Origin of the sequence: Janibacter massiliensis, assembly GCF_900289115.1 — a bacterium.
Taxonomy (GTDB): Bacteria; Actinomycetota; Actinomycetes; order Actinomycetales; family Dermatophilaceae; genus Janibacter_A; species Janibacter_A massiliensis.
Map to the genome: position 1 here is coordinate 1,039,955 of NZ_LT985196.1, position 24,082 is coordinate 1,064,036.

The following is a 24,082-nucleotide window of genomic DNA, read 5'->3' on the forward strand; positions in this document are numbered from 1 at the left end:
GCTCCATCCGGCCACGGTAACCCCGCGGCCGTCTCGTCCTCCGCGGCCGTCCGGGGTCGGCGGCCGTCCGGGGTCGGCGCAGCCGGTAAACTCGGTGGGTCCCCCCGCACGACGAGCCCCGAGGAAGACCCAGTGCCCACAGGCAAGGTGAAGTGGTACGACGCGGAGAAGGGCTTCGGCTTCATCTCCGGCGACGAGGGGACCGACGTCTTCCTCCACGCCCAGGCGCTGCCCGCCGGCACGACGACGCTCAAGGGCGGGACGCGGGTCGAGTACGGGATCGTCGAGGGGCGCCGCGGCGCCCAGGCGCTCTCCGTCCGGGTCCTCGACGCCCCGCAGTCGGTCGAGGCGAACCGTCGCGTGCGCGACCGCAAGCCCGCGGACGAGATGGTCGTCATCGTCGAGGACCTCATCCGTCTGCTCGACGACGTCGAGGGGTCGCTGCGCCGGGGTCGCTACCCCGACAAGCAGTTCGGCTCCAAGGTCGCCCAGGTGCTGCGGGCCGTCGCCGCCGACCTCGAGGTCTGAGATGCCGGTCCCGGTGAAGACGGACACGACGCTCTCCTCCTCCGTCGAGCTCGCCCACGCGGCCGCGGCGTCCATCGCGGAGGCCGGCACCGTCGGCGAGCACATCGGCTTCGTCATGGACGGCGAGCGGATCGGCACGCACTCGTTCGTGTGCACCTCTCGCGCGTACCGCGGGTGGCGCTGGGCCGTGACCGTCGCCCGCGCCCCGCGGAGCAAGACGGTGACCGTCTGCGAGACGCACCTGCTGCCGACCGAGGACGCGGTGCTGGCCCCCGAGTGGGTGCCCTACGAGGAGCGGCTGGCGCCCGGGGACATCGGTCCCGGGGACGTCACCCCGTACGTCGAGGCCGACCCGCTGCTCGAGGAGGGCTGGGAGGCCACCGGCGACGAGGACGTCGACCGGATGGCGCAGTGGGAGCTCGGCCTCGGTCGCCCGCGCGTGCTGTCCGCCGAAGGACGTGAGGTCGCGGCCCAGCGGTGGTACGACGGGGAGCAGGGCCCGTCCGCGGCGGTCGCCGTGAAGGCCCCGGCCCAGTGCTCGACCTGCGGCTTCCTCCTGCCGGTCGCCGGGGTGCTCCGGTCCACCTTCGGGATCTGCGCGAACGCGTGGTCCCCCTCCGACGGGTCCGTCGTCAGCCTCGACCACGGCTGCGGCGCGCACTCCGAGGTCGACATCGACAAGCCGGCCCCGGAGACCCCGCCGGCCCCGATGCTCGACGACTTCGAGCTCGACCCCGCCTGAGCCCCACCTCGCAGGAGAACGACCCCATGCCGAACGTCACGGACGGCGCGACCGTCCCCGCCCCGTCGCGTCCGAGCGGCCCCGGCGCCCTCGACCGCTACTTCCGGATCACCGAGCGCGGCTCGACCGTCGCCCAGGAGGTCCGCGGCGGGCTCGCGACCTTCTTCACGATGGCGTACATCGTCGTCCTCAACCCGCTGATCATCGGCACGGTCAAGGACGGCTCCGGCCAGTACCTCGGCGGGGGTGACGCCCCGAACCTGGCGATGGTCGCCGCGGCCACGGCGCTCGTCGCCGGCGTGATGACGATCCTCATGGGCGTCGTCGCGAACTACCCGCTGGCGCTCGCCACCGGCCTGGGGCTCAACGCCGTCGTCGCCTTCAGCATCGCCGCCCTGCCGGGGATGACGTGGGCCGACGCGATGGGCCTCGTCGTCCTCGAGGGCCTCATCATCCTCGTGCTCGTCCTCACCGGCTTCCGCACCGCGGTCCTGCACGCGGTCCCGCCGCAGCTGAAGACCGCGATCTCCGTCGGGATCGGCCTGTTCATCACGATCGTCGGACTGGTCGACGCGGGCTTCGTCCGCAAGACCGAGGCCGGGCCCCTCGGTGAGCTCGGCGTCGGCGGGTTCCTCGCCGGCTGGCCGCTGCTCGTCTTCGTCCTCGGGCTCGCCGCGATCATCGTCCTGCTCGTCCGCGGGGTGCGATCCTCACGGGCATCGTCGGCGCCACCGTCCTTGCCCTGATCGTCGAGGCCGTCTTCGACGTCGGGCCGCAGCGGGACGCGACCGGGAAGCTGACGAACCCGACGGGCTGGGGCCTCAACGTCCCGACCTTCCCCGACCGGTTCGTCGAGGTGCCGGACCTGGGCCTCCTGGGTCAGTTCGACCTGCTCGGGTCGTTCTCCCGCATCGGCATCGTCGCTGCGCTCCTGCTCGTCTTCACCCTCCTGCTCGCCGACTTCTTCGACACGATGGGGACGATGGTCGCCGTCGGCGCCGAGGCCGGGCTGCTCGACGAGGCCGGCGACCCGCCGAACGCCCAGCGGATCCTCCTCGTCGACTCCGTCGCGGCCGCCGCCGGCGGCGCGGCCGGAGTCTCCTCGAACACCTCGTACATCGAGTCCGCCTCCGGTGTCGGCGAGGGTGCCCGGACCGGGCTGGCCTCGGTCGTCACGGGCGTGCTCTTCCTGCTCGCGATGTTCGTCGCGCCGCTCGTCGCCGTCGTGCCGTACGAAGCGGCGACGCCCGCGCTCGTCGTCGTCGGCTTCCTCATGATGCAGCAGGTCAAGGGGATCGACTGGGACGACATCGACATCGCGCTGCCGGCCTTCCTCACGATCGTCCTCATGCCGTTCACGTACTCGATCACCGCCGGGATCGGTGCCGGGTTCGTCGTCTGGTGCCTCATCAAGGTCGTTCGGGGCCGGGCTCGGGAGATCCACCCGCTCATGTGGATCGTCGCCGCACTGTTCGTCGTCTACTTCGCGATGGACCCGATCCAGCGGCTGCTCGGCGTGCGCTGAGGCCCGGAATAGCAGGGCCCGGCGGGGCGTTGGACGACGTGTACCCGACCCTGCTGGAGGCCTGATCGCGTGAGCCCGACGTTCCGATCCCTGGAGAATCCCAACTACCGGATCTGGTTCGCGGCAGCGCTCGTCTCCAACATCGGCACGTGGATGGGCCGCGTGGCTCAGGACTGGGTCGTCCTCACCGAGGTCACCGACCGCTCGGCCGCCGCGCTCGGGATCGTCACCGGGCTGCAGTTCCTGCCCTTCCTCCTGCTCTTCCCGATCGCCGGCACGATCGCCGACCGCTTCCCCAAGCGCACGGTCCTCGCGGTGACGCAGGCGGTCCTCGGGCTGACCGCTCTCGCCCTCGCGCTCCTGGTCGCGGCCGACGCCGCCCAGCTGTGGCACGTGTACGCGATCGCCCTCGTCTCCGGGGTCGCCACCGCGATCGACAACCCGACCCGGCAGGCGTTCGTCTCGGAGATGGTGCCCGCCCGCGGGCTGTCGAACGCGGTGGCGCTCAACAGCGCCTCGTTCAACCTCGGGCGGCTGGCCGGTCCCGCGGCGGCCGGGCTGACGATCGCGGCGTGGGGCTCGACGGTGGCGCTGGCGACGAACGCCCTGTCGTTCGTCGCGGTCCTCGTCGCGCTGGCGATGATCGACGGGTCCGCGCTGCGACCGGCGCCCCGCCCGCGCACGCGACCGAGGGTGCTCGACGGCGTCCGGTACGTCCGCCGCCGTCCGGACATCCTTCTCGTCCTCGCGCTCGTGTTCGTCCTGGGCACCTTCGGGATGAACTTCCAGATCACGATGGCGCTCATGGCGACCGAGGAGTTCGGCAAGGGGGCCGGGGAGTTCGGACTGCTCGGATCGGTGATGGCGATCGGCTCGCTGTCGGCCGCGCTGCTCTCCGCCCGGCGCGAGCGACCCCGGATGCGGGTGCTGCTGCTCTCGCTCGCAGCCTTCGTCGGAGCGAGCGGGCTCGCCGCTCTCGCCCCGACCTACCCCCTGTTCGCCCTCTCGCTGGTGCCCGTCGGGCTGTCCGCGCTCACCGCGATGACGACGGCCAACGCGATGGTCCAGCTCCGGTCCGACGCAGCCGTGCGCGGACGCGTCATGGCGCTCTACACCGCGGTCTTCTTCGGCGGGACCCCGATCGGTGCGCCGGTGGTCGGGTGGATCGGTGAGGTCCTCGGGCCGCGGTGGACGATCGGGATCGGGTCGATCGCCGTCGGGGTCGCGCTGGTCGGTGCCTGGGTCTGGCTTCGGATGGTGCACGATCTGAGCGTGACCTTCGACCGCCACCGCCCGTGGATCACCGTCGCCGTGCCGGCGCCGAGCATGCCGGTGCGCCGGGCGCTCGACCCGGAGCCCGTCCGATGACCCCGCGGTTCCGCCGCTGGGCGACGATCGTCGTCCTCGTCGCGCTCGTCGTCGTCACCGCCCTCGGCGCGTTCCTCTGACGAGCACTCCCTCGGCCTTTTCTCCCTCACCCTTTTCGCATTTGCGCGCGCAAATGACATCTGCGCGTGAAATATCGCGCGCGTCTGTCACTTGCGCGCGCAAATGCAGGGGTGTGAGCGGGCGTCAGAGGTGGTCGACGACGTACTCGATGCAGCCGGTGAGGGCGCTGATGTCGTCCGGCTCGATCGCCGGGAAGCAGGCGATCCGCAGCTGGTTGCGGCCGAGCTTGCGGTACGGCTCGACGTCGACGACACCGTTGGCGCGCAGCGCCTTGGCCACGGCCGCGCCGTCGATCCGGTCGTCGAGGTCGATCGTCGCGACGACGTCGCTGCGGTGCGCGGGGTCGGCGACGTACGGGGTCGTCCACTCGGTCTTCTCGGCCCACGCGTAGAGGCGGCCGCTGCTGTCGGCCGTCCGACCGGTCGTGAACGCCATGCCGCCGTTGTCGTTCATCCACTGCAGCTGGTCGGCCATCATCGCGAGCGTCGCGACCGCCGGCGTGTTGTACGTCTGGTCCTTGCGGCTGTTGTCCAGTGCCGTCTTGAGGTTGAGGAAGTCGGGGACCCACCGGTCGCCGCCCGCGATCTCCTCGATGCGCTCGATCGCGGCGGGCGAGCAGATGGCGAACCAGATGCCGCCGTCGGAGGCGAAGCACTTCTGCGGGGCGAAGTAGTAGACGTCCGTCTCGGCGATGTCGACCGGCAGGCCGCCGGCGCCCGAGGTCGCGTCGATGAGGACGAGCGCGCCGTCGTCGGCGCCCTGGACGCGGGCGATCGGGGCCATCGCGCCCGTCGAGGTCTCGTTGTGCGCCCAGCCGTAGACGTCGACGCCCGCCGTCGCGGTCTGCGTCGGGACGGTGCCGGGCTCGCCCTTGACGACGACGGAGTCGCCCAGGAACGGCGCGCCGTCGGTGACCTTGGCGAACTTGCTCGAGAACTCGCCGAACGCGAGGTGCTGGGCGCGCTCGCGGACGAGGCCGAAGGCTGCGGCGTCCCAGAACGCGGTGGTGCCACCGTTGCCCAGGAGGACCTCGTAGCCGTCGGGAAGGCCGAAGAGGGTGGACAGGCCCTCGCGGCACGCCTTGACGAGGTTCTTCACCGGCGCCTGGCGGTGGGAGGTGCCCAGGACGGTCTTCTCGATGCGGGTGAGGGCCTCGACCTGCGACGGGCGGATCTTGCTCGGTCCGCAGCCGAAGCGGCCGTCGCCCGGCAGGAGGTCGGCAGGGATGGTCACGGCGGGGGTGTCAGGGTTCGCGCTCACCCGGCCATCCTCCCGCAGCCCCCCGGCCGCCCGCGAGCGGTGTCCACGAACCGCCCGGCACGCCGGGCCCTCACCCCCCATCCTCCAAACCCCTTCTGCAATTGCGCGCGCAATTGACATCTGCGCGCCGAATATCGCGCGCAGATGCACCCTTTGGCGCGCAGATTCGTGGGCTGTGGAAAACCGCGCACCCGGTGGTGCCCGGGTCGGCCACGATCGGCCCCATGACTTCCGAAGCCCTCGCGGGCGATCTGCTGCGGCTACGCCACGACCCGCCGTGCCCCTCGACCGACGACCCCGGCATGGCGGCGCGGGTCGAGCGGGCGCGCCGCCTCCTGCAGGACGTCCCCACGGACCTCATCTCGACCGACGGAGCGCGCGAGCTGGGCATCGGCTGCCGGGAGCTACGCGTCCTCGGCGCCCGCGGCGAGCTCACCCGCCTCACCCACGGGTGGTACGCGCTCAGCGCACCCGCGACCCGCGAGGAGCTCCACGCGCTGCGGGCCGTCGCCCACCTTCGCCGGGTGCGCGAGGGGTCGGCGCTGAGCCACCAGAGCGCGGCCATCGCCCACGGGCTGCCGGTGCTCGACGCCTCCCTCGACCGGGTGTGGCTCGCGGTGCCTCCGCCGGAGAGCCGGCGCGTGCTGAAGGACGTGGTCCACACCGACCTACGGGTCGAGAGCGTGCGGGCCGTCGCGCCGGGCACGGTCTCGCCGGTCCTCGCGGTCCCCGCGGCGCACGCGATCGTCGGCACGGGTCTCAACGGGGGAGCGCGGGCGTTCCTCGCAGCGGGGGACGCCGCGCTGCGGCTCGGCCTCGTCACCCGGGGGTCGATCGAGGCCGCGGTGGGGAGTGCCCGGGGGCTGCGGGGTGTGGGGTCGGTGCGGGCCGCGGTGGCCCATCTCGACGGGCGCCACGAGTCGGTCGGGGAGACGCTCACGCGGTTCGCGCTGCGACTCCTGGGCGTCGCGGCCGAGCCGCAGGTCACGATCAGCGGCAGCGACTGGAGCTACCGGGTCGACTTCGTCGTCGACGGGGACCTCGTCATCGAGTTCGATGGAGCGGTGAAGTACGACGGGGCCGAGGGGCGGGACGCGCTCGTCGCCGAGAAGGTCCGGGAGGACCGGATCCGATCGGCGGGCTACCGCGTCCTGCGGGTGACGTGGGCCGACGTCATGGATCCCCGTCGACTCGCGGGCCTGGTCGCGGCCGCGCGGGACATGGGCTGAGCCCGCGTGTCCGACCGGGGCCCCGACCGAATCTGCGCGTCATCGGTGACATCTGCGCGCGATATTCGGCGCGCAGATGGCAATCGCGCGCGCAATTGCGGTGGAGGGGGCGGAGGGGTCAGGCGGTGGTGGTCTCGCCCTCGCGGAAGCCCTTGACCTGCTCGATGCCTCGGCTCGCCTCGCCGACGTAGCGGCTGCTCGGGCGGATGAGGCGACCGGTCTTCTTCTGCTCGAGGATGTGCGCCGACCAGCCGGCGGTCCGCGCGCACGTGAACATCGGGGTGAACATCGACGCCGGGACCTCGGCGAAGTCGAGCAGCACCGCCGCCCAGAACTCGACGTTCGTCGCGAGCACCCGGTCCGGACGCCGCGCGTGCAGCTCCTCCAGCGCCGCCTTCTCCAGCGCCGCGGCGGTCTCGAAGCGCGGGGCCCCGAGCCGCTCGCACGTCGCGCGCAGCACGCGCGCCCGCGGGTCCTCGGCACGGTAGACGCGGTGGCCGAAGCCCATGAGGCGCTCGCCCTTGTCGAGCACGTCCTTGACGTACCCGAGCGCGTCACCCGACCTCTCGACGGCCTCGATCATGTGCAGCACCCGCGAGGGCGCACCGCCGTGCAGCGGCCCCGACATCGCGCCGACCGCCCCGGACAGGCACGCCGCGACGTCCGCGCCGGTCGAGGCGATGACCCGGCTGGTGAACGTCGAGGCGTTCATCCCGTGCTCCGCGGCGGAGATCCAGTAGGCGTCGACGGCCTCGACGTGGCGCGGGTCCGGCTCGCCCCGCCAGCGGATCATGAAGCGCTCGACGATCGTGCGGCCCTCGTCGACACGGGACTGCGGGACCATCGCCTCACCCTGCCCGCGGGCGGACTGCGCGACGAACGACAGCGCGGTCACCGACGCCTGGGCGAGGTTCTCCCGGGCTTCCTCCGGGTCGATGTCGAGCAGCGGCTTGAAGCCCCACAGCGGCGCCAGCTGCGCGAGCGCCGACTGCACGTCGACCCGCACGTCACCGGAGTGGACCGGGATCGGGAACTGCTGCGCGGGCGGCAGACCCGGGTCGAACTCGTTGTCGACGAGCAGACCCCACACCTGGCCGAACGACACCCGGCCCACGAGGTCGTTGATGTCGACGCCGCGGTAGCGCAGCGCGCCGCCCTCCTTGTCCGGCTCGGCGATCGCGGACTCGAAGGCGATGACGCCCTCGAGCCCCGGCTTGAAGTCGCTGTCGCTCATCGTGCTCCCGTGTCCCGGACGCCGGCGGCGTCACCTCGTGGTCTCTGGCCCGACGTCGCCGCGCGGTCACTGGCGCGGGCGGGCGTCGGCCGGGTGACATTGTGCACGTCTCGAGGGACACAGGCGAGACGGCGGCGGCGCCGCTAAGATTCGGCCGCCGGGGACGCGGGTGACGCTGCCCCGCCGGAGAAGGAGCACGATGACGTGACGCGACCCCCCACCGGGCGACGGGCGACGGAGCGCCCCCGCGGGGCGAGTGCCGCGTCGGCGCGCGCCGACCTGCCCCACCTCGACTCGATCGACGGCGTGCGCGGCATCGGCGTCACCATCGTCCTGCTGTTCCACTCCGGCGTCTCCGCCCTCACCGGCGCCTTCCTCAACATCGACATGTTCTTCGTGACGTCGGGAGCGCTGATCACGCTCATCCTCCTCGGCGAGCACGACCGGCGCGGCCGGATCGACCTCCCACGGTTCTGGATGAACCGCGCACGCCGCCTGCTGCCGGCCCTCTTCGGGATGCTGCTGCTCGTCGCCGTCTACGCCCGCTTCATCGCCGACCCGACGACGGTCGGCGGTATCCGCAAGGACATGCTCGCGACCCTCGGGTTCTACGCGAACTGGCACTTCATCCGGGACGGCGAGCCCTACTTCGCGACGGCGCAGACGGTCTCGCCGCTCCTGCACACCTGGTCGCTGGCGATCGAGGAGCAGTTCTACCTCGCGTGGCCGATCCTGCTGTCCCTGTGGCTGTGGCTGCGCCGCGGATCGACGAGGTTCCTCGCGCCGGTGCTCTTCCTTCTCTCCGTCGCGTCGGCGGTGTGGATGGGGGTCAGCTTCGACCCGTACCTCGACCCCTCGCGCTACTACTACGACACGTTCATGCGTGCCCAGGCCCTGCTGCTGGGGTGCGCGACGGCGGTGTGGCTCCATGCCCACCGGTCCCGCCTCGGCCGCCGCACCGGTCGGAAACCGCGCGCATACGTGCGGATCGCCGGGCGCGATGTCGTTCTCCCCGACGCCATGGGGTGGGCCGGCATCGCCGGGCTGCTCGTCATGCTCGTCCTCCCGTTCCTCGTGAACGAGCGGAGCACGTGGGTCTTCAAGGGCGGGTTCTTCATCGCCAGCGCTGCCGCCGCGCTGGTCGGTGTCTCGCTCCTCACCGACGGGAGGACGTGGCTCTCCCGGTCGCTCGCCAGCGGCCCCCTGCCGGTGATCGGCAAGTGCAGCTACGGCCTCTACGTGTGGCACTTCCCGATCGTCGTCATCCTCGACGAGACCCGGACGGGCCTGACGGGGTGGGCGCTCGTCGCGCTGCGCATGGCCGTCGTGTTCGCCGTCGCCTTCCCCTACGACCGGTTCGTCGAACGGCCGATCCGTCGCGGGGCGCTGAAGCGGCTCCCGTCGCCGATGGGCGGGATCAGCGCCGTCGCGAGCGCGATGGCGATGGTCATGGTGACGATCGCGTCCACGGCGCACGCCCAGCCGCAGGTCTTCGGCACGGCGTTGCCGGGGTTCATCTCGACGGTCACGGGCCCCATCAAGCCCGATCAGCGACGGGTGGTCATCCTCGGCGACAGCGTTGCCTTCACCCTCTGGAAGTTCTTCCCCCAGGAGCAGCACCCCGGCATCAGCGTCGGGTCCTCGACGCAGCTCGGGTGCGGTGTCGCCATCCCGCAGCACCTGTACATCGGTACGTACCTCGCTCCGGACTCGACCCACTGCGCCGGGTACGAGACGCGGTGGCGCAAGCTCGTCGAGGCCGCCGACCCCGAGGCCGTGGTGCTGCTGTCCGGGAGCGCCGAGCTCTTCGACCGGAAGGTCGATGGCCACCGGGTGCGCAACCCGTCACCCGAGTACGACCGGATCATGTACCGGGCGTACTCCCACGCGGTGGACGTCGCGGGGGGGCCCGAGAAACGGCTCGTGCTGCTCGCGGACATCCCGTGCTACGGGCGCCGAGACAAGGTCGACGCCGGGATGGCGCAGCGGCTGGGCATCCCGGCTGACCAGCTCGACGCGGCCGAGCGGACGCAGAACGACCCGGTCCGGCAGGAGCGGCTCAACAGGGTGCTGGCGCGGATCGACCGCGAGCGGGACAACGTGCAGATCCTCGGCATGCGCGACTGGCTGTGCCCGTCCGGTCAGTTCCAGGAGGAGATCGACGGGGTCGTCGTGCGGCCCGACGGCGTCCACCTCGACGAGCAGTCGGTGCCGATGTGGTGGAACCGGTTCTGGCCGGAGATGGAGGCAGCCATGGGGCCGCACCGCCGGCGCGAGGTCATCGGACCCTGATCGGGGCGATCCCGCTCGGACGGCCCGGCGTAACGTCAGGCTCATGCCTGAGCACGCCCCGCGCCGCCTGCCGACGATCGAGTACGCGGGGGAGGGGCTGGCCGAGGACGACCTCGCGCCCACTCCTTACCGCCAGGTACGCGCCTGGGTCGACGAGGCGCTCGCCCGGCAGGAGCAGCGTGGCGACGTCCCGGAGCCGCTCGCGCTCTCGGTCGCGACGGTTGACGCGCAGGGGCGCCCGAACGTCCGCACGGTCCTCATGCGCTTCCTCGACGAGCGGGGTCCGGGGTTCGTCACGAACCTGACGTCGATCAAGGGACGCGAGCTGGGCGCGACCGGCGGGGTGATCGCCGCGTCGCTCACGTGGCCCTCGATGTTCCGGGCCGTCCGCTTCCGCGGCCGGGCGGTGGAGCTGACGCGCGAGGAGGTCGCCGGCTACTTCGACCAGCGTCCGTACGGCTCGCGGCTGTCGGCATGGGCGTCCGACCAGTCGGCGCCGATCCCCGACCGGGCCGCCCTGGAAGCGCGGTGGCAGGCCGTGCTCGAGCGGTTCGGCCCGGAGCCGACGGACGACGGGGCCGACGCGCACGGCACCGTGCCCGTCCCGGACTTCTGGGGCGGGTACCGGATCGTCGTCGACGAGGTCGAGCTGTGGGGCGGGCGACGCTCCCGGCTGCACGACCGCATCGTCTTCGAACGGATCGGCGAGGCGAGCCTCGACGGGACCGACGCGGCGCTCGACGACGCGGCGTCGTGGCGGCGGTTCCGACGACAGCCGTGACGGGGGAGGCCGCCGCCTTCTCCTGGGGCCGGGTCTGGCGCGCCGCGTACCTGCCGATCATGCTCACGGGCGCGGCCGTCGGGGCGGCGACGCCGGTCGCGGCCCTGCGCGCGAGCGAGCTCGGGGCCGACCTGCGGACCGCGGCGCTCATCGTCGCGCTCGTCGGGGTCGGGCAGCTGCTCGGGGCGGTGCCGAGCGGGGCGCTCGTCGCCCGCATCGGGGAGCGGGCGACCCTCGTCCGGGCCGGTGCGCTCGACGCGGCCGCGCTGCTCGTCGTCGTCCTTGCTCAGGACCGGTGGGTGCTCGCGGCGGCACTGCTCGCCTCCGGGCTGGCTTCGAGCGCGTTCTTCGTCGCCCGGCAGGGGTTCATGATCGACGTCCTGCCGCCGGAGCGGCTGGCGCGGGGGATGTCGCTGCTCGGCGGGTCGATGCGGGTGGGCTTCCTCCTCGGGCCGCTCGTGGGTGCGATCGCGGCGCACCTCTGGGGGACCCGGGGAGCGCTCGCCGCGGCGTTCGTCTTCTCGCTGGGCTCGGTGGTCCTCATCGCGACCGGCCCGTCGCTGGGGCGGCACGACCGGGGGAGCGGCGGCCCGACCCCCATCGGCGCCGTGCTGCGTCGGCACGCCCGCACGTTCCTCACCGTCGGGACGGTCGCGCTGGTCATCGCCGGTCTGCGGCAGTCCCGGTCGGTCCTGCTACCCCTGTGGGCGACGTTCATCGGCCTCGACGGCGCCCGGACCTCGCTCGCGTTCGTCCTCGCCGGCATCGTCGAGGTCGCGGTCGTCTACCCGGCGGGGTGGCTCATGGACCACCGGGGGCGGACCGTCGTCGCGGGCGCCCTCGTCGCGATGGTCTCGACGGCGCTCGTCCTCCTGCCTGCGGTCGGGGGCTTCACGGGGTTCGCGCTCGTCGCGTCGCTCGTGGGGATCGGCAACGGCCTCGGATCGGGGATCCTCATGACGCTCGGCGCGGATGCTGCGCCCGCCGCCGACCGGGCGCAGTTCCTCGGCGGCTGGCGGTTGTGCGGCGAGGCCGGGAACGCCGCGGCGCCGCTGGTCGTCACGGCCGTCACCGCCGTGGCTTCGCTGTCGGCGGCCGCGTGGGTGCTCGGCGGCATCGGGCTGGTGTCGCTGCCGTGGGTCGTCGGGGTGACCCGTCGGCTCGACGCGCGCCGCCACCGGGCCGGTGCGGGATGAGAGGATCACCCGCGTGAGCGACCTCATCGACACCACGGAGATGTATCTCCGGACGGTCTTCGAGCTCGAGGAGGAGGGGATCCCGGCGCTGCGGGCGCGGATCGCCGAGCGCCTCGGGCACTCTGGGCCGACCGTGTCGCAGACGGTGGCGCGGATGGAGCGCGACGGGCTGCTGTGCGTCGCGGACGACCGGCACCTCGAGCTCACCGTGGAGGGCCGCCGCCGCGCGACCCGTGTCATGCGCAAGCACCGGCTCGCCGAGCGGCTGCTGGCCGACGTCATCGGGCTCGAGTGGCAGCTCGTCCACGACGAGGCGTGCCGCTGGGAACACGTCATCTCGGACGAGGTCGAGCGGAAGATCGTCGAGCTCATTGGCGGGCTGGAGGAGTCCCCGTACGGCAACCCGATCCCGGGGTTGGACGAGCTCATGGCCCGCTCTCCGGCCGAGCCGGGTCCGCGCACCGCCCGGCCGGCGACGACCCTCGACCTCGTCCCGGACGGTGGACGCGTCGTCGTGCGACGGATCGGGGAGCCCGTGCAGGTCGACCCGGAGAACCTCGCCGTCTTCCGGGACGGGGGGATCGTGCCCGGCGCGACCGTGGCCGTCGAGCGGGACAGCGACGAGGTCCTCTGCCGCGCGATCGACGCCGAGGCCGACGTGACATCTGTCACGGTCCCCGTGGCCTTGGCCCGCCACGTGTACGTCGAGACCGCCTGAGTCGCGGGCCCGCGCGGTCACGGCTGGGGCGCTCGAGATGCGTCTGGTGACGCGTCGTGACCGGAACGTGACATGACCGTGATCGTTGTGTACCTTCGACGCGTCCGGCCCCCCTGGCCGGATCGCCGTGACGGTCTGCCGAGTCCTGCCGCCGTCGCGCACGGCGAGAACAGCCACCGCCCGGCAGGAGCGGGGGACCCACTTCCGGGGCGTCAGGGACGCTCCTCGGGGTGAAGTCCGGTCGGAGCGAGCCGCTGGGTCGGTTCGGTCGACCGGGCCGGGTAGCACCTCCACCCGAACCCGACAGCTCACCCCGTAGGCATCGAGAGGTCACCTGTGTCCCAGAGCACTGTCGGGCGTCACCGCGCCCCCGGTCGGTACAACCCCCTCAACGAGCTCGGTACGGTCGTCGGCCGCACCTCGCAGCCGCTCGCGAAGTCCTCGGCGCTCCTGGCAGCGTCGGGTGGCCTCGTCGCCGCCATCGCCCTCCCGGCCTCGGCCGCCCAGGGTGACGCCTCCACCACCTCCGGCCAGGGCACCGACGCGCGCGCGGTCTCGGCGCCGGTCGCCGTCACCGCCCCGAAGACCGCCCCCGCCGAGGTCACGGCGGAGGTCAAGGCGTTCGGTGCGCAGGACGTCGTCGCCGTCGCCAAGCCGGTCGGCCTCCGCCCGTGGCAGATCGAGGCCCGCCGCGAGCGCGACGCCCGCATCCAGGCAGAGCGCGAGGAGGCCGAGCGCGAGGAGGCCGAGCGCGAGGAGGCCCAGCGCCGCGAGCAGGCCGCCCAGGCCGCCGCCGCGCAGCCCCGCGCCGAGGCCCCGGCCAGCCGGTCGAACGACCGGGCTGCCGCCCCGGCGCCCGCGCAGCCCGCCGCCAAGCCCGCCGCCGCCCCTGCGAACGACGCCCCGGCCGCGGGTGGCGTCCTCGCCATCGCTGCGCAGTTCGCCGGACTCCCCTACGTCTACGGAGGCTCGACGCCGGCCGGCTTCGACTGCTCGGGCTTCACGATGTACGTCTTCGGCAAGGCCGGCATCTCCCTGCCGCGCACGGCCGCCGCGCAGCAGGCCGCCGTGACGCCGGTGTCCGACCCGCAGCCGGGCGACCTCGTGTTCTTCGGCTCGCCCGCCTGGCACGTCGGCATCTACGCGGGCAACGGCATGATGTGGGACTCCCCGCGCACCGGCTCGGTCGTCTCCAAGCGCCCGGTGTTCGGCGGCGTCTCGGGCTACGGCCGCCCGTGACCTGCGCTGATCCCCGCCCCGGCCCGTCCGGAGATGCGAAGAAGGCCCTGACCTCGCGGTCAGGGCCTTCTTGCATGCCTTCGGGCCCCTGTTCCCTCCGGCATCCCCGTGCACCACCGAACGTAGGGCGTCGCGCCGGGGCCGGTCCATGGGGAGAACTACCCATCTTCGAGCGTGCCGATCCTCACGCCGACCCTCCCGTCGAGATATCGATATCGGTCCTCATCGGCGCGGGATGCGCGCCGAAACCGATATCTCGCGTGATGCTCTGGGAGGGTTGACGCATGAATCGATCGACGGACGACAGGCGGATCCTCGGGGGTCAGGAGATCCTCGACGCGGGGCTGCCGGACTGGCGGATGCTCCGGGAGACGATCCAGGCGCGCTTCGAGACCGATGGCTACGGCACGAGCGTCGCCCTGGTGAACCGGATTGCCGAGCTCGCGCAGGAGGCCGACCACCACCCCGACGTCGACCTGCGGTGGGGATGGGTCGGCGTGCGGCTGTGGAGCCACGACGTGCACGGGGTGACCAAGCGCGACGTCGACCTCGCTCGCCGGATCAGCGAGGCGGCCGCCGCGGTCGGAGCCACCCCCGCGCCGCACAAGGTCCAGCTCGTCGAGCTCGGTATCGACACGGCCGACCACGAGCGGATCGCCCCGTTCTGGCGGGCGCTCATGGGCCTGGTACCCAACCCGCTCATGGAGGACGGCCACGACCTGATCGACCCCGACGGCGTCCTGCCAGCCGTGTGGTTCCAGCAGTCGGAGGAGCGGGACGGCGTCGACCGCGCGCACGTCGACGTCTGCGTCCCGCACGACGTCGCCCTGAACCGGGTCGCGGCGGCGATCGCGGCCGGGGGCCGGCTCGTGACCGACGAGTTCGCCCCGGCGTGGTGGGTCGTCGCCGACCCCGACGGCAACCTCGCCTGCGTCTGCACCTGGCAGGAGACCGACGCGGATTGACCGCTCGGGCAGGCACTTGCCGTACTTGGCTGCTTCAGCCCTCTTCTGTCATGTCGTGATACGCTATGACTCATCACGACCGGTTCCGCCTGCTTCGGTAGGTCCAGGGCCGGTCTTCATTTTCATAGGGGCTCGTGGTGTGTGCTGATGTGAAGGCGTACCGAACCTACGAAGGCCAGGTGGACCTCCTCGTCAGCCGCGGGATGGCAGTTGGGGACCGCGAGCAGGCGGTCGACACGCTGAGGCGAATCAACTACTACCGCCTCAGCGGCTATTGGTATCCCTTCCGCCACCAGGTAGGGGATCAGCGCGGGGACAGCTTCTACCCGGGAACGCACCTCGACGACGTGGTCGCCCTCCACGACTTTGATGCTCGTCTCAGGGCGGCAACGTTCTCGGTGCTGGCTCCGATCGAACTAGCGTTGCGCGCTCATCTTGGCCACGAACTTGGTCGCGTCGACCCATGCGCTCATCTTGACCCCATGATGCTCGGGCCGGCGGCGCGCGGCGGTGATGGGTACGCAACCTGGCTCGAGAGCTACGAGCGAGAGATCGCCCGCTCTCGCGAAGACTTCGTCGCGCACCATGAGGCCAAGTACGGTGGTCGGCTCCCGGTATGGGCGGCGGTGGAGGTGCTGGACTGGGGCGGACTCACGCGGTTGTACGGTTTCGCTCCCCGCGCGGCGCAGGACGCCGTCGCCGACGCATGCGGTCTTCGGGCACCACAGCTCCGGAGCTGGATGAAGGCCCTCAACATCGTCCGCAACACATGCGCTCATCACGGGCGACTGTTCAACCGAGTTCACGCACTGACACCTAAGTTGCCGAGCCCGGGCATCCATCCAGACCTGGATGCAGTCGCGACCGACTGGTCGAGAACCTTCGGGCAGCTGACATTGATCCAGTTCCTGCTCGACCGGTTCGACCTCGGTCGGACCACGCTGCTGCCAGCCGTCATGAGGTCCTACCCGGCGGTGCGCGCGGTTCCGATCACGCACACAGGCGCCCCGGCCGACTGGGGGACGGTGAGCGCACTCTGGACCGGTGCCCCGTGAGCGCGACGGCGTTGATCCCCCGTCCGCGCGTGGAGGTTCCCCACCCGTTGCGGCGAAATGGCTAGGTTGTCTCCGACCTGACGCCGGGGAAGGGATGGGCATGCCGCCGAAGGGCTTCGAGGACAAGGTTGCCTTCGTGTGGCGGGTGGCCGACAAGCTGCGCGGCACGTTCAAGCAGCACGAGTACGGGTCGGTCATGCTTCCCCTGCTCGTCCTCCGTCGGATGGACGCGGTCCTCGCGGACTCCAAGGAGGCCCTCCTCGCGAAGGTCGTCACCTTCTCCGAGATCCGACAGGCGCAGGCCGAGCAGCTGAAGCGGATCACCGGCCAGCGGTTCTACAACGTCTCCCGGTTCACCTTCACCAGCCTGCTCAACGACGACAAGGCCCTGGCAGCGAACCTTGCCGACTACGTCCGCGGCCTCTCCCCGGAGGCGTACGCCGTCATGGAGGCGTACAACCTCGACGACAAGATCGCCCGGATGGATCGTGCCGGGATCCTCTACCAGGTGCTCGCGGACTTCGCCGACCTCGACCTGCGCCCGTCGCAGGTGAGCAACGAGGCGATGGGGTACATCTTCGAGGACCTGCTCCGTCGCTTCTCCGAGATGAGCAACGAGACCGCGGGTGAGCACTACACCCCGCGCGAGGTCATCAAGCTCATGGTCGAGCTGCTGGTGGGCGGGAAGGCGTACCGGGAGATCGTCGAGAACCCTGCGCCGGTCCGCCGGGTGTACGACCCGGCGGCCGGGACGGGCGGGATGCTCATGACGGCGATGGAGCACATGAAAGAGCTCAACCCGGGCACAATCGTCGAGGTGTCCGGCCAAGAGCTCAACGACGAGACGTGGGCCATCGCGCAGTCGGACCTGATGATGCAGGACATCGACCCGCGGCAGATGCGCAACGGCAACTCGCTGACGCAGGACGCGTTCCCGTTCGAGAAGTTCGACTTCATCCTCGCCAACCCGCCGTACGGGGTCGACTGGAAGCAGTACGCGCAGCCGATCAGGGACGAGCACGAGAAGCAGGGGATGTCGGGGCGGTTCGGCGCCGGGCTGCCGCGGGTGTCCGACGGCTCGTTGCTGTTCCTTCAGCACATGCTGAGCAAGATGAAGCCGTCGGGCGGCCGGGTGGGGATCGTCCTGTCCGGGTCGCCGCTGTTCTCGGGGCAGGCCGGGTCGGGGGAGTCGGAGATTCGGCGGTGGATCTTGGAGAACGACTGGCTCGAGGGGATCGTCGCGCTGCCGGACCAGATGTTCTACAACACCGGCATCTCGACGTACGTGTGGATCGTCACGAACGACAAGGCCGAGGCGGACCGAGGGGTCGTCACGCTGATCGACGCCCGCGAGCTCGGGACGAAGATGCGCAAGTCCCTCGGCGACAAGCGCAAGGAGCTGACCGAGGAGGCGATTGTCGAGATCGGACGGCTCTACGGGGACGCGCACGGTGACTCGGCCGGCGACGCGCGGGTGAAGGTGCTGCCGCGGGAGGCGTTCGGCTTCCAGCGGGTGACCGTCGAGCGACCGATGCGCCGCCGCTGGGAGGTCACGGCCGGGGCGGTCGCGGAGGCGCCGTTCGACCGGTACGCGAACCTCGTCGGGGAGCGCTTCGAGACCGAGAAGGCGCTGACGAGCCGGGTGCCGGAGCTGACGACCGCGCAGAAGAAGAAGTTCGCGAACGCGTGCGCCATCGCCGACCCGGACGCGCCCGTCGTCACGAAGAAGGGCAGCCCGGAGCCGGACCCCGACCTGCGCGACCAGGAGAACATCCCGCTGCCGGAGGGATGGTTCGGCCTCGACCCGACGGAGCGAAAGGCGGTGCTGCGGGACACGGCGGAGGCGCACCTGACGGAGGAGATTCACCCGTACGTCCCGGACGCGTGGATCGACCACACGAAGACGAAGCTCGGGTTTGAGATCCCCTTCACCCGTCAGTTCTACGTCTACACGCCGCCTCGGCCGGTCGAGGAGATCGCCTCCGAGATCCGTGATCTGGAGACCCAGATCCAGGGCTGGATGAAGGACCTCGGACTGTGAGAACAACCCCCCTGCGGCACGTCGCCACCGTGTGGACGAGCAACGTAGACAAGCTGAGCAGCGAGGGGGAGCAGCCCGTTCGCTTGTGCAACTACGTCGACGTTTACCGCAACGACGAGATCCGGCTCAATGACACCCTCATGCTGGCTACCGCGCGTCCAGACGAGATCGATCGCTTCCACCTCGAAGTCGGCGACACGGTCCTCACCAAGGACTCTGAGGACCCCACGGATATCGGCGTCTCGGCCTATGTCGGGGAGACGGCGCCAGATCTCCTGTGCGGATACCACCTCGCAATCGCACGTCCCAGGGCGGGGGTGCATCCGAAGTATTTGAGCTGGTCCGTGCGCAGCAGGCCAGTACTGGCACACTTCACCAAGTATGCGAGTGGAATATCTCGATACGGTTTGACGACGTCGGGCCTCCTGTCTGCGCCGATCCCAATGGTCGGGGCCTCTGAGCAGCGGCGGATCGCGGACTTCCTCGACGACCGTGTCGCCCGCATCGACCACGTGATTTTTGCCAGGCAAGAGCAGTTCCACCTGACGGCGGGTATGCGCCAGTCTGAGTTGCAGGCCATAATCGATGAATACTCGATCAACCTGCGACGTAGGCTGCAGGATTTCACCGACCCGTCGCGGCCTATCCAGTACGGGATCGTCCTTCCGGGCCCGCACTTTCCGGGGGGCGTCCCGATCATCAAGGGTGGCGATATCGCGTCCGGACGACTAGAACGCGGAGAACTCAGCCTCACTGATCCTGTAATCGAGGCCAAATATGCTCGAAGTCGTGTCCACCCGGGCGACTACGTCATCGCGATCAGGGGCAGTGTCGGGGAAGTAGCAGCCGTACCCGAGGACCTCAAGACTGCAAATCTGACCCAGGACTCAGCGAGGATCGCATCGCATGGGTGCAATCCTCAGTGGCTGCGCTTGGTGCTCGAGAGTGCGCGGGTGCAGGGGGAAATGGAGGCTCTGATGACAGGGTCGACCGTCAGGGGCATCAACATCGAATCGCTGCGACGGGTGCAGATTCCCGTGGCGACTCCGTCGGGGCAGGAAACGATTGCACGACAGGGTGCCCGACTTCTCGAGATCCATCGTGGGCTTCAGCAAGGACTTCGAGACTCGGTCCGTCTGCTGCAGGAATACAAGCAGTCCTTGATCACGGCCGCCGTGACCGGGCAGATTGATGTGACGACCGCGTCGTCGAGGATCCCGGGGGTGTCGTGATGGCCGTGACGCACGAGGTGACGTTCGAGGCGAACATCGAGTCGCACCTAACCACTCACGGGTGGTCGAGCGTCGCGCCCGTCGGGTACGACCGCAAGCGCGGGATCTTCCCCAACGAGGTCATCGCCTTCGTCCAGGCATCCCAGCCGAAGGCGTGGAATCAGCTGAAGGCCCGGCACGGGTCCGAGGGCGTCGCCGTCGACAAGTTCCTCGCCGTGGTCGTCAAGGAGCTCGACCGGCGGGGTGTGCTCGACGTGCTTCGCAACGGGGTGAAGGACTCCGGCGTGCGGGTCGCGCTGTGCTACTTCAAGCCCGCCTCCGGCCTCAACGAGGACCTGCGGGTGAAGTACGAGGCGAACGGGCTCGCCGTCGTCCGGCAGCTCCACCACTCCGAGACGCGCCCGCAGGACTCGCTCGACCTGACCCTCGTCGTCAACGGGGTCCCCGTCGCGACCGCCGAGCTGAAGAACCCGCTGTCCGGGCAGGGCATCGAGCAGGCGATGGACCAGTACCGCGCCGACCGCAACCCGGCCGACCTCATCTTCCGCGCGCGCACCCTCGTCCACTTCGCGGTCGACCCACACCAGGTCGCGATGACGACCCGACTCGCCGGCGACGACACCCGCTTCCTCCCGTTCAACCAGGGCACCGCCGGCCCCGGCAACCCCGGCGCTGCGGGCAACCCGCCCGCCACGTCCGGGTACCAGACCGCCTACCTGTGGGAGCAGGTCTGGCAGCGTGACGCGTGGCTCGACCTCCTCGGGTCCTTCATCCACGTCTCGGACGGGAAGGTGCTCTTCCCCCGCTTCCACCAGTGGCACGCCGTCCGCTCCCTGCTCGCCGCGACGCGCCGCGACGGGGCCGGCGTCGACCGGCTCGTCCAGCACTCCGCCGGGTCGGGCAAGTCGAACACCATAGCGTGGGCCGCCCACGCGCTCTCCCGGCTCCACGGGACCGATGACCGGCCGATCTTCGACAAGGTCGTCGTCATCACCGACCGGACCGTCCTCGACCGGCAGCTGCAGGACACCGTCGCCGGGCTCGAGCACACCCCCGGCACGATCCTCCGCGTCGACAAGAACTCCGCCCAGCTCAAGGAAGCGCTCGAAGGCAACGCCGCGCGCGTCATCATCGCCACGCTGCAGAAGTTCCCCGTCGTCATCGAGCTGGCCCGCAAGGCCGCGGCCGAGGGCGGGTCGAGCGAGGTCGCCGGTCGCCGGTTCGCCGTCATCGTCGACGAGGCCCACTCCTCGACCGGTGGCGATGCCGTCAAGCAGCTCAAGCGGGTGCTCACCGGCACAGCCGCGACGGACGAGGATGCGCTGGAAGATGCTGAGGCTGCGCAGGCCCAGGCGGAGGAGGCCGAGGAGGCGCACGACCTCGTCATCGCATCCGCCCAGGCGCGCGGCAAGCAGAAGAACCTGTCGTTCTTCGCCTTCACAGCGACGCCGAAACCGAAGACTCTCGAGCTCTTCGGCCAGCGCGACGCCCAGGGCGATCTCCGGCCGTTCCACACGTACTCGATGCGCCAGGCCATCGACGAGGGGTTCATCCACGACGTTCTCGCCTCCTACACGACGTACGGCGTGTACTACCGGCTCGCGAACAGCGACCCGGCGAGTCCCGCGGCGGACATCGAGGTCGACAAGGGCAAGGGACGCGCAGCGCTCGCGCGGTTCGCCTCGCTCCACCCGCACGAGATGGAGGCCAAGGCCGAGGTCATCGTCGAGCACTTCCGGCAAAAGGCGATGGGCAAGATCAACGGGCAGGCCAAGGCCATGGTCGTCACCCGTTCCCGACTCCACGCGGTGCGCACTCACGAGGCGATCCAGCGGTACATCACGCGGATGGGGTACGACCACGGCCCGCAGCCGCTGCAGGCGCTCATCGCGTTTTCCGGGTCGATCGCCGAGGACGACGCGCCGGACGTCGTCCTCACCGAGGCGTCGATCAACGGGTTCCCGGAGTCGCAGCTGCCGAAGCGGTTCAAGGAGCCGGACGCGAGGTTCCTCGTCGTCGCCGAGAAGTACCAGACCGGGTTCGACGAGCCGCTGCTCCACACGATGTACGTCGACAAGAAGCTCGCCGGGGTCAAGGCCGTGCAGACGCTGTCCCGGCTGAACCGGACCGCCCCCGGCAAGGCCGACACCTTCGTCCTCGACTTCGCGAACACCGCCGAGGAGATCCGCGAGGCGTTCTCGGACTTCTACGAGCAGTCCGTCGCGGCGCCGACCGACCCGAACATGCTTTACACCTTGCAGCACGACCTGGAGTCCGCCGGGGTGCTGTCCACGGCCGAGATGGACGCCGCGGTCGAGCTGCTGCTCAGCGGTGGGGACGGTGACCAGCCGGGCATCTACGCCAACGTCGACCCGGCCGCCGGACGATGGATCGGGCTCGACGACGAGACCGCCGAGGAGTTCCGTGGCCGGCTCGACCAGTTCGTCCGCGCGTATGGCTTCCTCGCGCAGGTCGTGCCGTGGACCGACCCGAGCCTCGAACGGCTCTACCTCTACGGGCGGCTGCTGCTCGCGCTCCTGCCGTCCCGGGAGTCCGACCCGATGCCGCAGCTGTCGAGCTCGGTCCAGCTGACCCACCTGCGGCTGGCCGTGACCCACGAGGGCCGGGTCGAGCTCGAGGTCACCGACGAGCCGGGGGTCGCGCTGCCGGGCGAGGGGAAGGGCCGTCAGGCCGAGCCCGAGAAGGACAAGCTCTCCGCGCTCATCGAGGCGATGAACGAGAAGTTCGGCGCCGACCTCGGCAACGCGGACAAGATCTGGGTCGAGCAGCAGACGGCGGTCGTGCTCGACGACGACCACCTGCGCGATGTCGCGAGGAACAACGACCGCTCGGCGTACGAGCTGGTGCTGGAGCGACAGCTGGCCGAGCTCCTGCTCGACCGCCACAGCGACAACACCGCCCTGCTCGACATGTTCTTCGAGAAGCCCGGCTTCAAGCAGCTCGTCGTCGGTTACCTGGCCGACCAGACCTACACCGAGTTCCGGCGCGCAGCCGTCTGATCGTGGGTGCGGCTCCCGTGATGGCCGTCGCGCTCGTCGGCGGACGGGAGGGAATGCGTCCCGTCCGATCAGGCATGCTTGACACATGCGGGTGGGGGCGTACATCGATGGGTACAACCTGTACTATGAATCGCACTGGGTTGAGTTCCGCTTGATCAGTCAGGATGGGAACGATGGCCAGGTACACGAACGAGATGCGTGAGCGCGCGGTCCGGATGGTCGCCGAGGTTCGCTCCGAGCACCCGCACGAGACGGCCGCTCTGCGGCATGTGTCGGGGCTGTTGGGGATGAACGTCGAGACTCTTCGGCTCTGGGTGCATCGTGCCGAGATCGACAGCGGACAACGCGCGGGGACGACGTCGCAGGAGGCTGATGAGATCAAGCGGCTCAAGCGTGAGGTGGCAGAGCTTCGCCGGGCGAACGAGATCTTGAAGTCCGCTTCGGTGTTTTTCGCCAAGGAGCTCGACCGTCCCACGACGAGATGATCCGCTACATCGACGAGCACAAGGATCAGTTCGGGGTCGAGGCCATCTGCCGGGTGCTGCGCCCGGCAGTTCGTGGGTTCATCACCTCCCGCGGCTACCGGGCCGCCAAGACCAGGCCACCTTCGGCCCGGTCGCTCAAGGACGAGCTGCTGGTGCCCGAGATCCTCCGGCTGCACGGCGAGAACTACGGCGTCTACGGCGTGCGGAAGATGCACGCCCTGATGCGGCGCCAGGGATGGGAAGTCGGTCGCGACCAGACCGCCCGGCTCATGGGGATCGCGGGCGTGCGGGGCGTGAAGCGGTCGAAGAAGGTCTTCACCACCAAGTCCGACCCCGCGGCGGTGAAGCCGGCTGACTTGGTCCAACGCCGCCTTCAGGCGCCTGCACCGCGCCGGCTGTGGGTTGCCGACATCACCTACGTCGCGACCTGGTCGGGGTTCGCCTACGTCGCGTTCGTGACCGACGTCTACTCGCGGCGGATCGTGGGATGGAACGTCGCTGCGACGTTGAAGTCCGACGTCCTCCCGCTACAAGCCCTCGACATGGCCGCCTGGGAAGCCAAGCGCGAGGGCGCGGTCGACCTCACGGGCCTGGTCCACCACGCCGACCACGGGTCGAACTACCTCTCGATCGTCTACACCGACCGCATCGGCCAGCTCGGCGCGAAGCCATCCACGGGAACCGTCGGGGACTCCTTCGATAACGCGCTCGCCGAGGCCGTCAATGGGCTCTACAAGACCGAGCTCATCAGACGGCGCGGACCGTGGCGCACGATCGAGCAGGTCGAGCTCGCGACCTTGGAGTACGTGTGGTGGTGGAACAACCAGCGCCTGCACGGGGAGCTAGAGATGCGCACCCCGCTCGAGGTCGAGGCGGCGTACTACGCTGCCCAAGAATCAGCCCAGCCGGCACTCGCTGGCCAAGGGAACGCATAGGAACTCAACCCAGTGCGATTCACNAACCAGCGCCTGCACGGGGAGCTAGAGATGCGCACCCCGCTCGAGGTCGAGGCGGCGTACTACGCTGCCCAAGAATCAGCCCAGCCGGCACTCGCTGGCCAAGGGAACGCATAGGAACTCAACCCAGTGCGA

Annotated in this window: 17 protein-coding genes, 1 pseudogene and 1 riboswitch; of the genes and pseudogenes, 16 read left to right on the top strand and 2 right to left on the bottom strand. The window is 70.5% G+C overall.

Features of this window, described 5'->3' with window-relative positions; all coding sequences use genetic code 11:
• The first annotated feature begins 132 nt into the window (after positions 1-132).
• From DAA34_RS05110 to DAA34_RS05125, 4 genes and pseudogenes are all read left to right on the top strand, one after another.
• Positions 133-528 (top strand): cold-shock protein, encoded by a 396-nt coding sequence (locus DAA34_RS05110; protein ID WP_106817894.1) that lies wholly within the window; start codon positions 133-135, stop codon positions 526-528.
• A 1-nt stretch (position 529) separates the two neighbouring features.
• On the top strand, positions 530-1,270 hold the full coding sequence (locus DAA34_RS05115; protein WP_106817895.1) for a DUF3027 domain-containing protein: 741 nt from the start codon (positions 530-532) through the stop codon (positions 1,268-1,270).
• Positions 1,271-1,296: 26 nt separating this feature from the next.
• Positions 1,297-2,795, top strand: a pseudogene (locus tag DAA34_RS05120) (NCS2 family permease).
• A 69-nt stretch (positions 2,796-2,864) separates the two neighbouring features.
• Positions 2,865-4,163, top strand: a complete 1,299-nt coding sequence (locus DAA34_RS05125; protein WP_106817896.1) for an MFS transporter — start codon at positions 2,865-2,867, stop codon at positions 4,161-4,163.
• Between the two features lie 204 nt (positions 4,164-4,367).
• Here the strand turns inward: DAA34_RS05125 and serC are convergent, their stop codons facing one another.
• Positions 4,368-5,504: a phosphoserine transaminase gene (serC, locus tag DAA34_RS05130; protein WP_234354117.1), complete on the bottom strand. Its 1,137-nt coding sequence runs from the start codon at positions 5,502-5,504 to the stop codon at positions 4,368-4,370.
• Between the two features lie 224 nt (positions 5,505-5,728).
• Here serC and DAA34_RS05135 point away from each other — a divergent pair, with 224 nt between their 5' ends.
• Entirely contained in the window at positions 5,729-6,733 is a 1,005-nt protein-coding gene (locus DAA34_RS05135; RefSeq protein WP_106817898.1) for a PDDEXK family nuclease, read from the top strand.
• A 118-nt stretch (positions 6,734-6,851) separates the two neighbouring features.
• On the opposite strand, the gene DAA34_RS05140 is transcribed toward DAA34_RS05135, so the two are convergent.
• Complete coding sequence (locus DAA34_RS05140; RefSeq protein ID WP_106817899.1) at positions 6,852-7,967, bottom strand: citrate synthase 2; 1,116 nt, start codon at positions 7,965-7,967, stop codon at positions 6,852-6,854.
• Positions 7,968-8,171: 204 nt separating this feature from the next.
• On the opposite strand from DAA34_RS05140, the gene DAA34_RS05145 reads away from it, so the two are divergent.
• The 11 genes from DAA34_RS05145 (at position 8,172) to DAA34_RS05195 (ending at position 23,926) form a co-directional block, all read left to right on the top strand.
• Positions 8,172-10,259, top strand: coding sequence for an acyltransferase family protein (locus DAA34_RS05145; RefSeq protein WP_106817900.1), 2,088 nt, complete (start codon positions 8,172-8,174; stop codon positions 10,257-10,259).
• A 43-nt stretch (positions 10,260-10,302) separates the two neighbouring features.
• Entirely contained in the window at positions 10,303-11,040 is a 738-nt protein-coding gene (locus DAA34_RS05150) for a pyridoxine/pyridoxamine 5'-phosphate oxidase (RefSeq protein ID WP_106817901.1), read from the top strand.
• Positions 11,037-12,236 (top strand): MFS transporter, encoded by a 1,200-nt coding sequence (locus DAA34_RS05155; RefSeq protein WP_158707622.1) that lies wholly within the window; start codon positions 11,037-11,039, stop codon positions 12,234-12,236. Before DAA34_RS05150 ends, DAA34_RS05155 begins: the two co-directional genes overlap by 4 nt.
• Positions 12,237-12,249: 13 nt before the next feature.
• Positions 12,250-12,954 (top strand): metal-dependent transcriptional regulator, encoded by a 705-nt coding sequence (locus tag DAA34_RS05160; protein ID WP_106817903.1) that lies wholly within the window; start codon positions 12,250-12,252, stop codon positions 12,952-12,954.
• 161 nt (positions 12,955-13,115) lie between these two features.
• A riboswitch (cyclic di-AMP (ydaO/yuaA leader) is annotated at positions 13,116-13,288 on the top strand.
• Between the two features lie 2 nt (positions 13,289-13,290).
• The gene (locus DAA34_RS05165) at positions 13,291-14,193 is read left to right on the top strand and encodes a C40 family peptidase (RefSeq protein WP_106817904.1); all 903 of its coding nucleotides are present in this window, start codon (positions 13,291-13,293) and stop codon (positions 14,191-14,193) included.
• Between the two features lie 284 nt (positions 14,194-14,477).
• Entirely contained in the window at positions 14,478-15,158 is a 681-nt protein-coding gene (locus tag DAA34_RS05170; protein ID WP_106817905.1) for a 4a-hydroxytetrahydrobiopterin dehydratase, read from the top strand.
• A gap of 179 nt (positions 15,159-15,337) precedes the next feature.
• On the top strand, positions 15,338-16,213 hold the full coding sequence (locus tag DAA34_RS05175; protein ID WP_234354118.1) for an Abi family protein: 876 nt from the start codon (positions 15,338-15,340) through the stop codon (positions 16,211-16,213).
• Between the two features lie 100 nt (positions 16,214-16,313).
• A complete protein-coding gene (locus DAA34_RS05180) occupies positions 16,314-18,254 on the top strand; it encodes a type I restriction-modification system subunit M (RefSeq protein WP_106819832.1) in 1,941 nt (646 codons plus the stop codon).
• A gap of 29 nt (positions 18,255-18,283) precedes the next feature.
• Positions 18,284-19,486 carry a restriction endonuclease subunit S gene (locus DAA34_RS05185; protein WP_158707623.1) on the top strand — a complete coding sequence of 401 codons (1,203 nt, stop codon included), beginning with the start codon at positions 18,284-18,286 and terminating at the stop codon, positions 19,484-19,486.
• Entirely contained in the window at positions 19,486-22,506 is a 3,021-nt protein-coding gene (locus DAA34_RS05190; RefSeq protein WP_106817907.1) for a type I restriction endonuclease subunit R, read from the top strand. Before DAA34_RS05185 ends, DAA34_RS05190 begins: the two co-directional genes overlap by 1 nt.
• Before the next feature lie 164 nt (positions 22,507-22,670).
• Positions 22,671-23,926, top strand: a protein-coding gene (locus DAA34_RS05195) for an IS3 family transposase (RefSeq protein ID WP_234354119.1) whose coding sequence is annotated in 2 segments (ribosomal slippage) — positions 22,671-22,956 and positions 22,956-23,926 — 1,257 coding nt in all. Because the reading frame shifts where the segments join, the coding sequence is not laid out codon by codon here.
• Positions 23,927-24,082 lie beyond the last annotated feature (156 nt).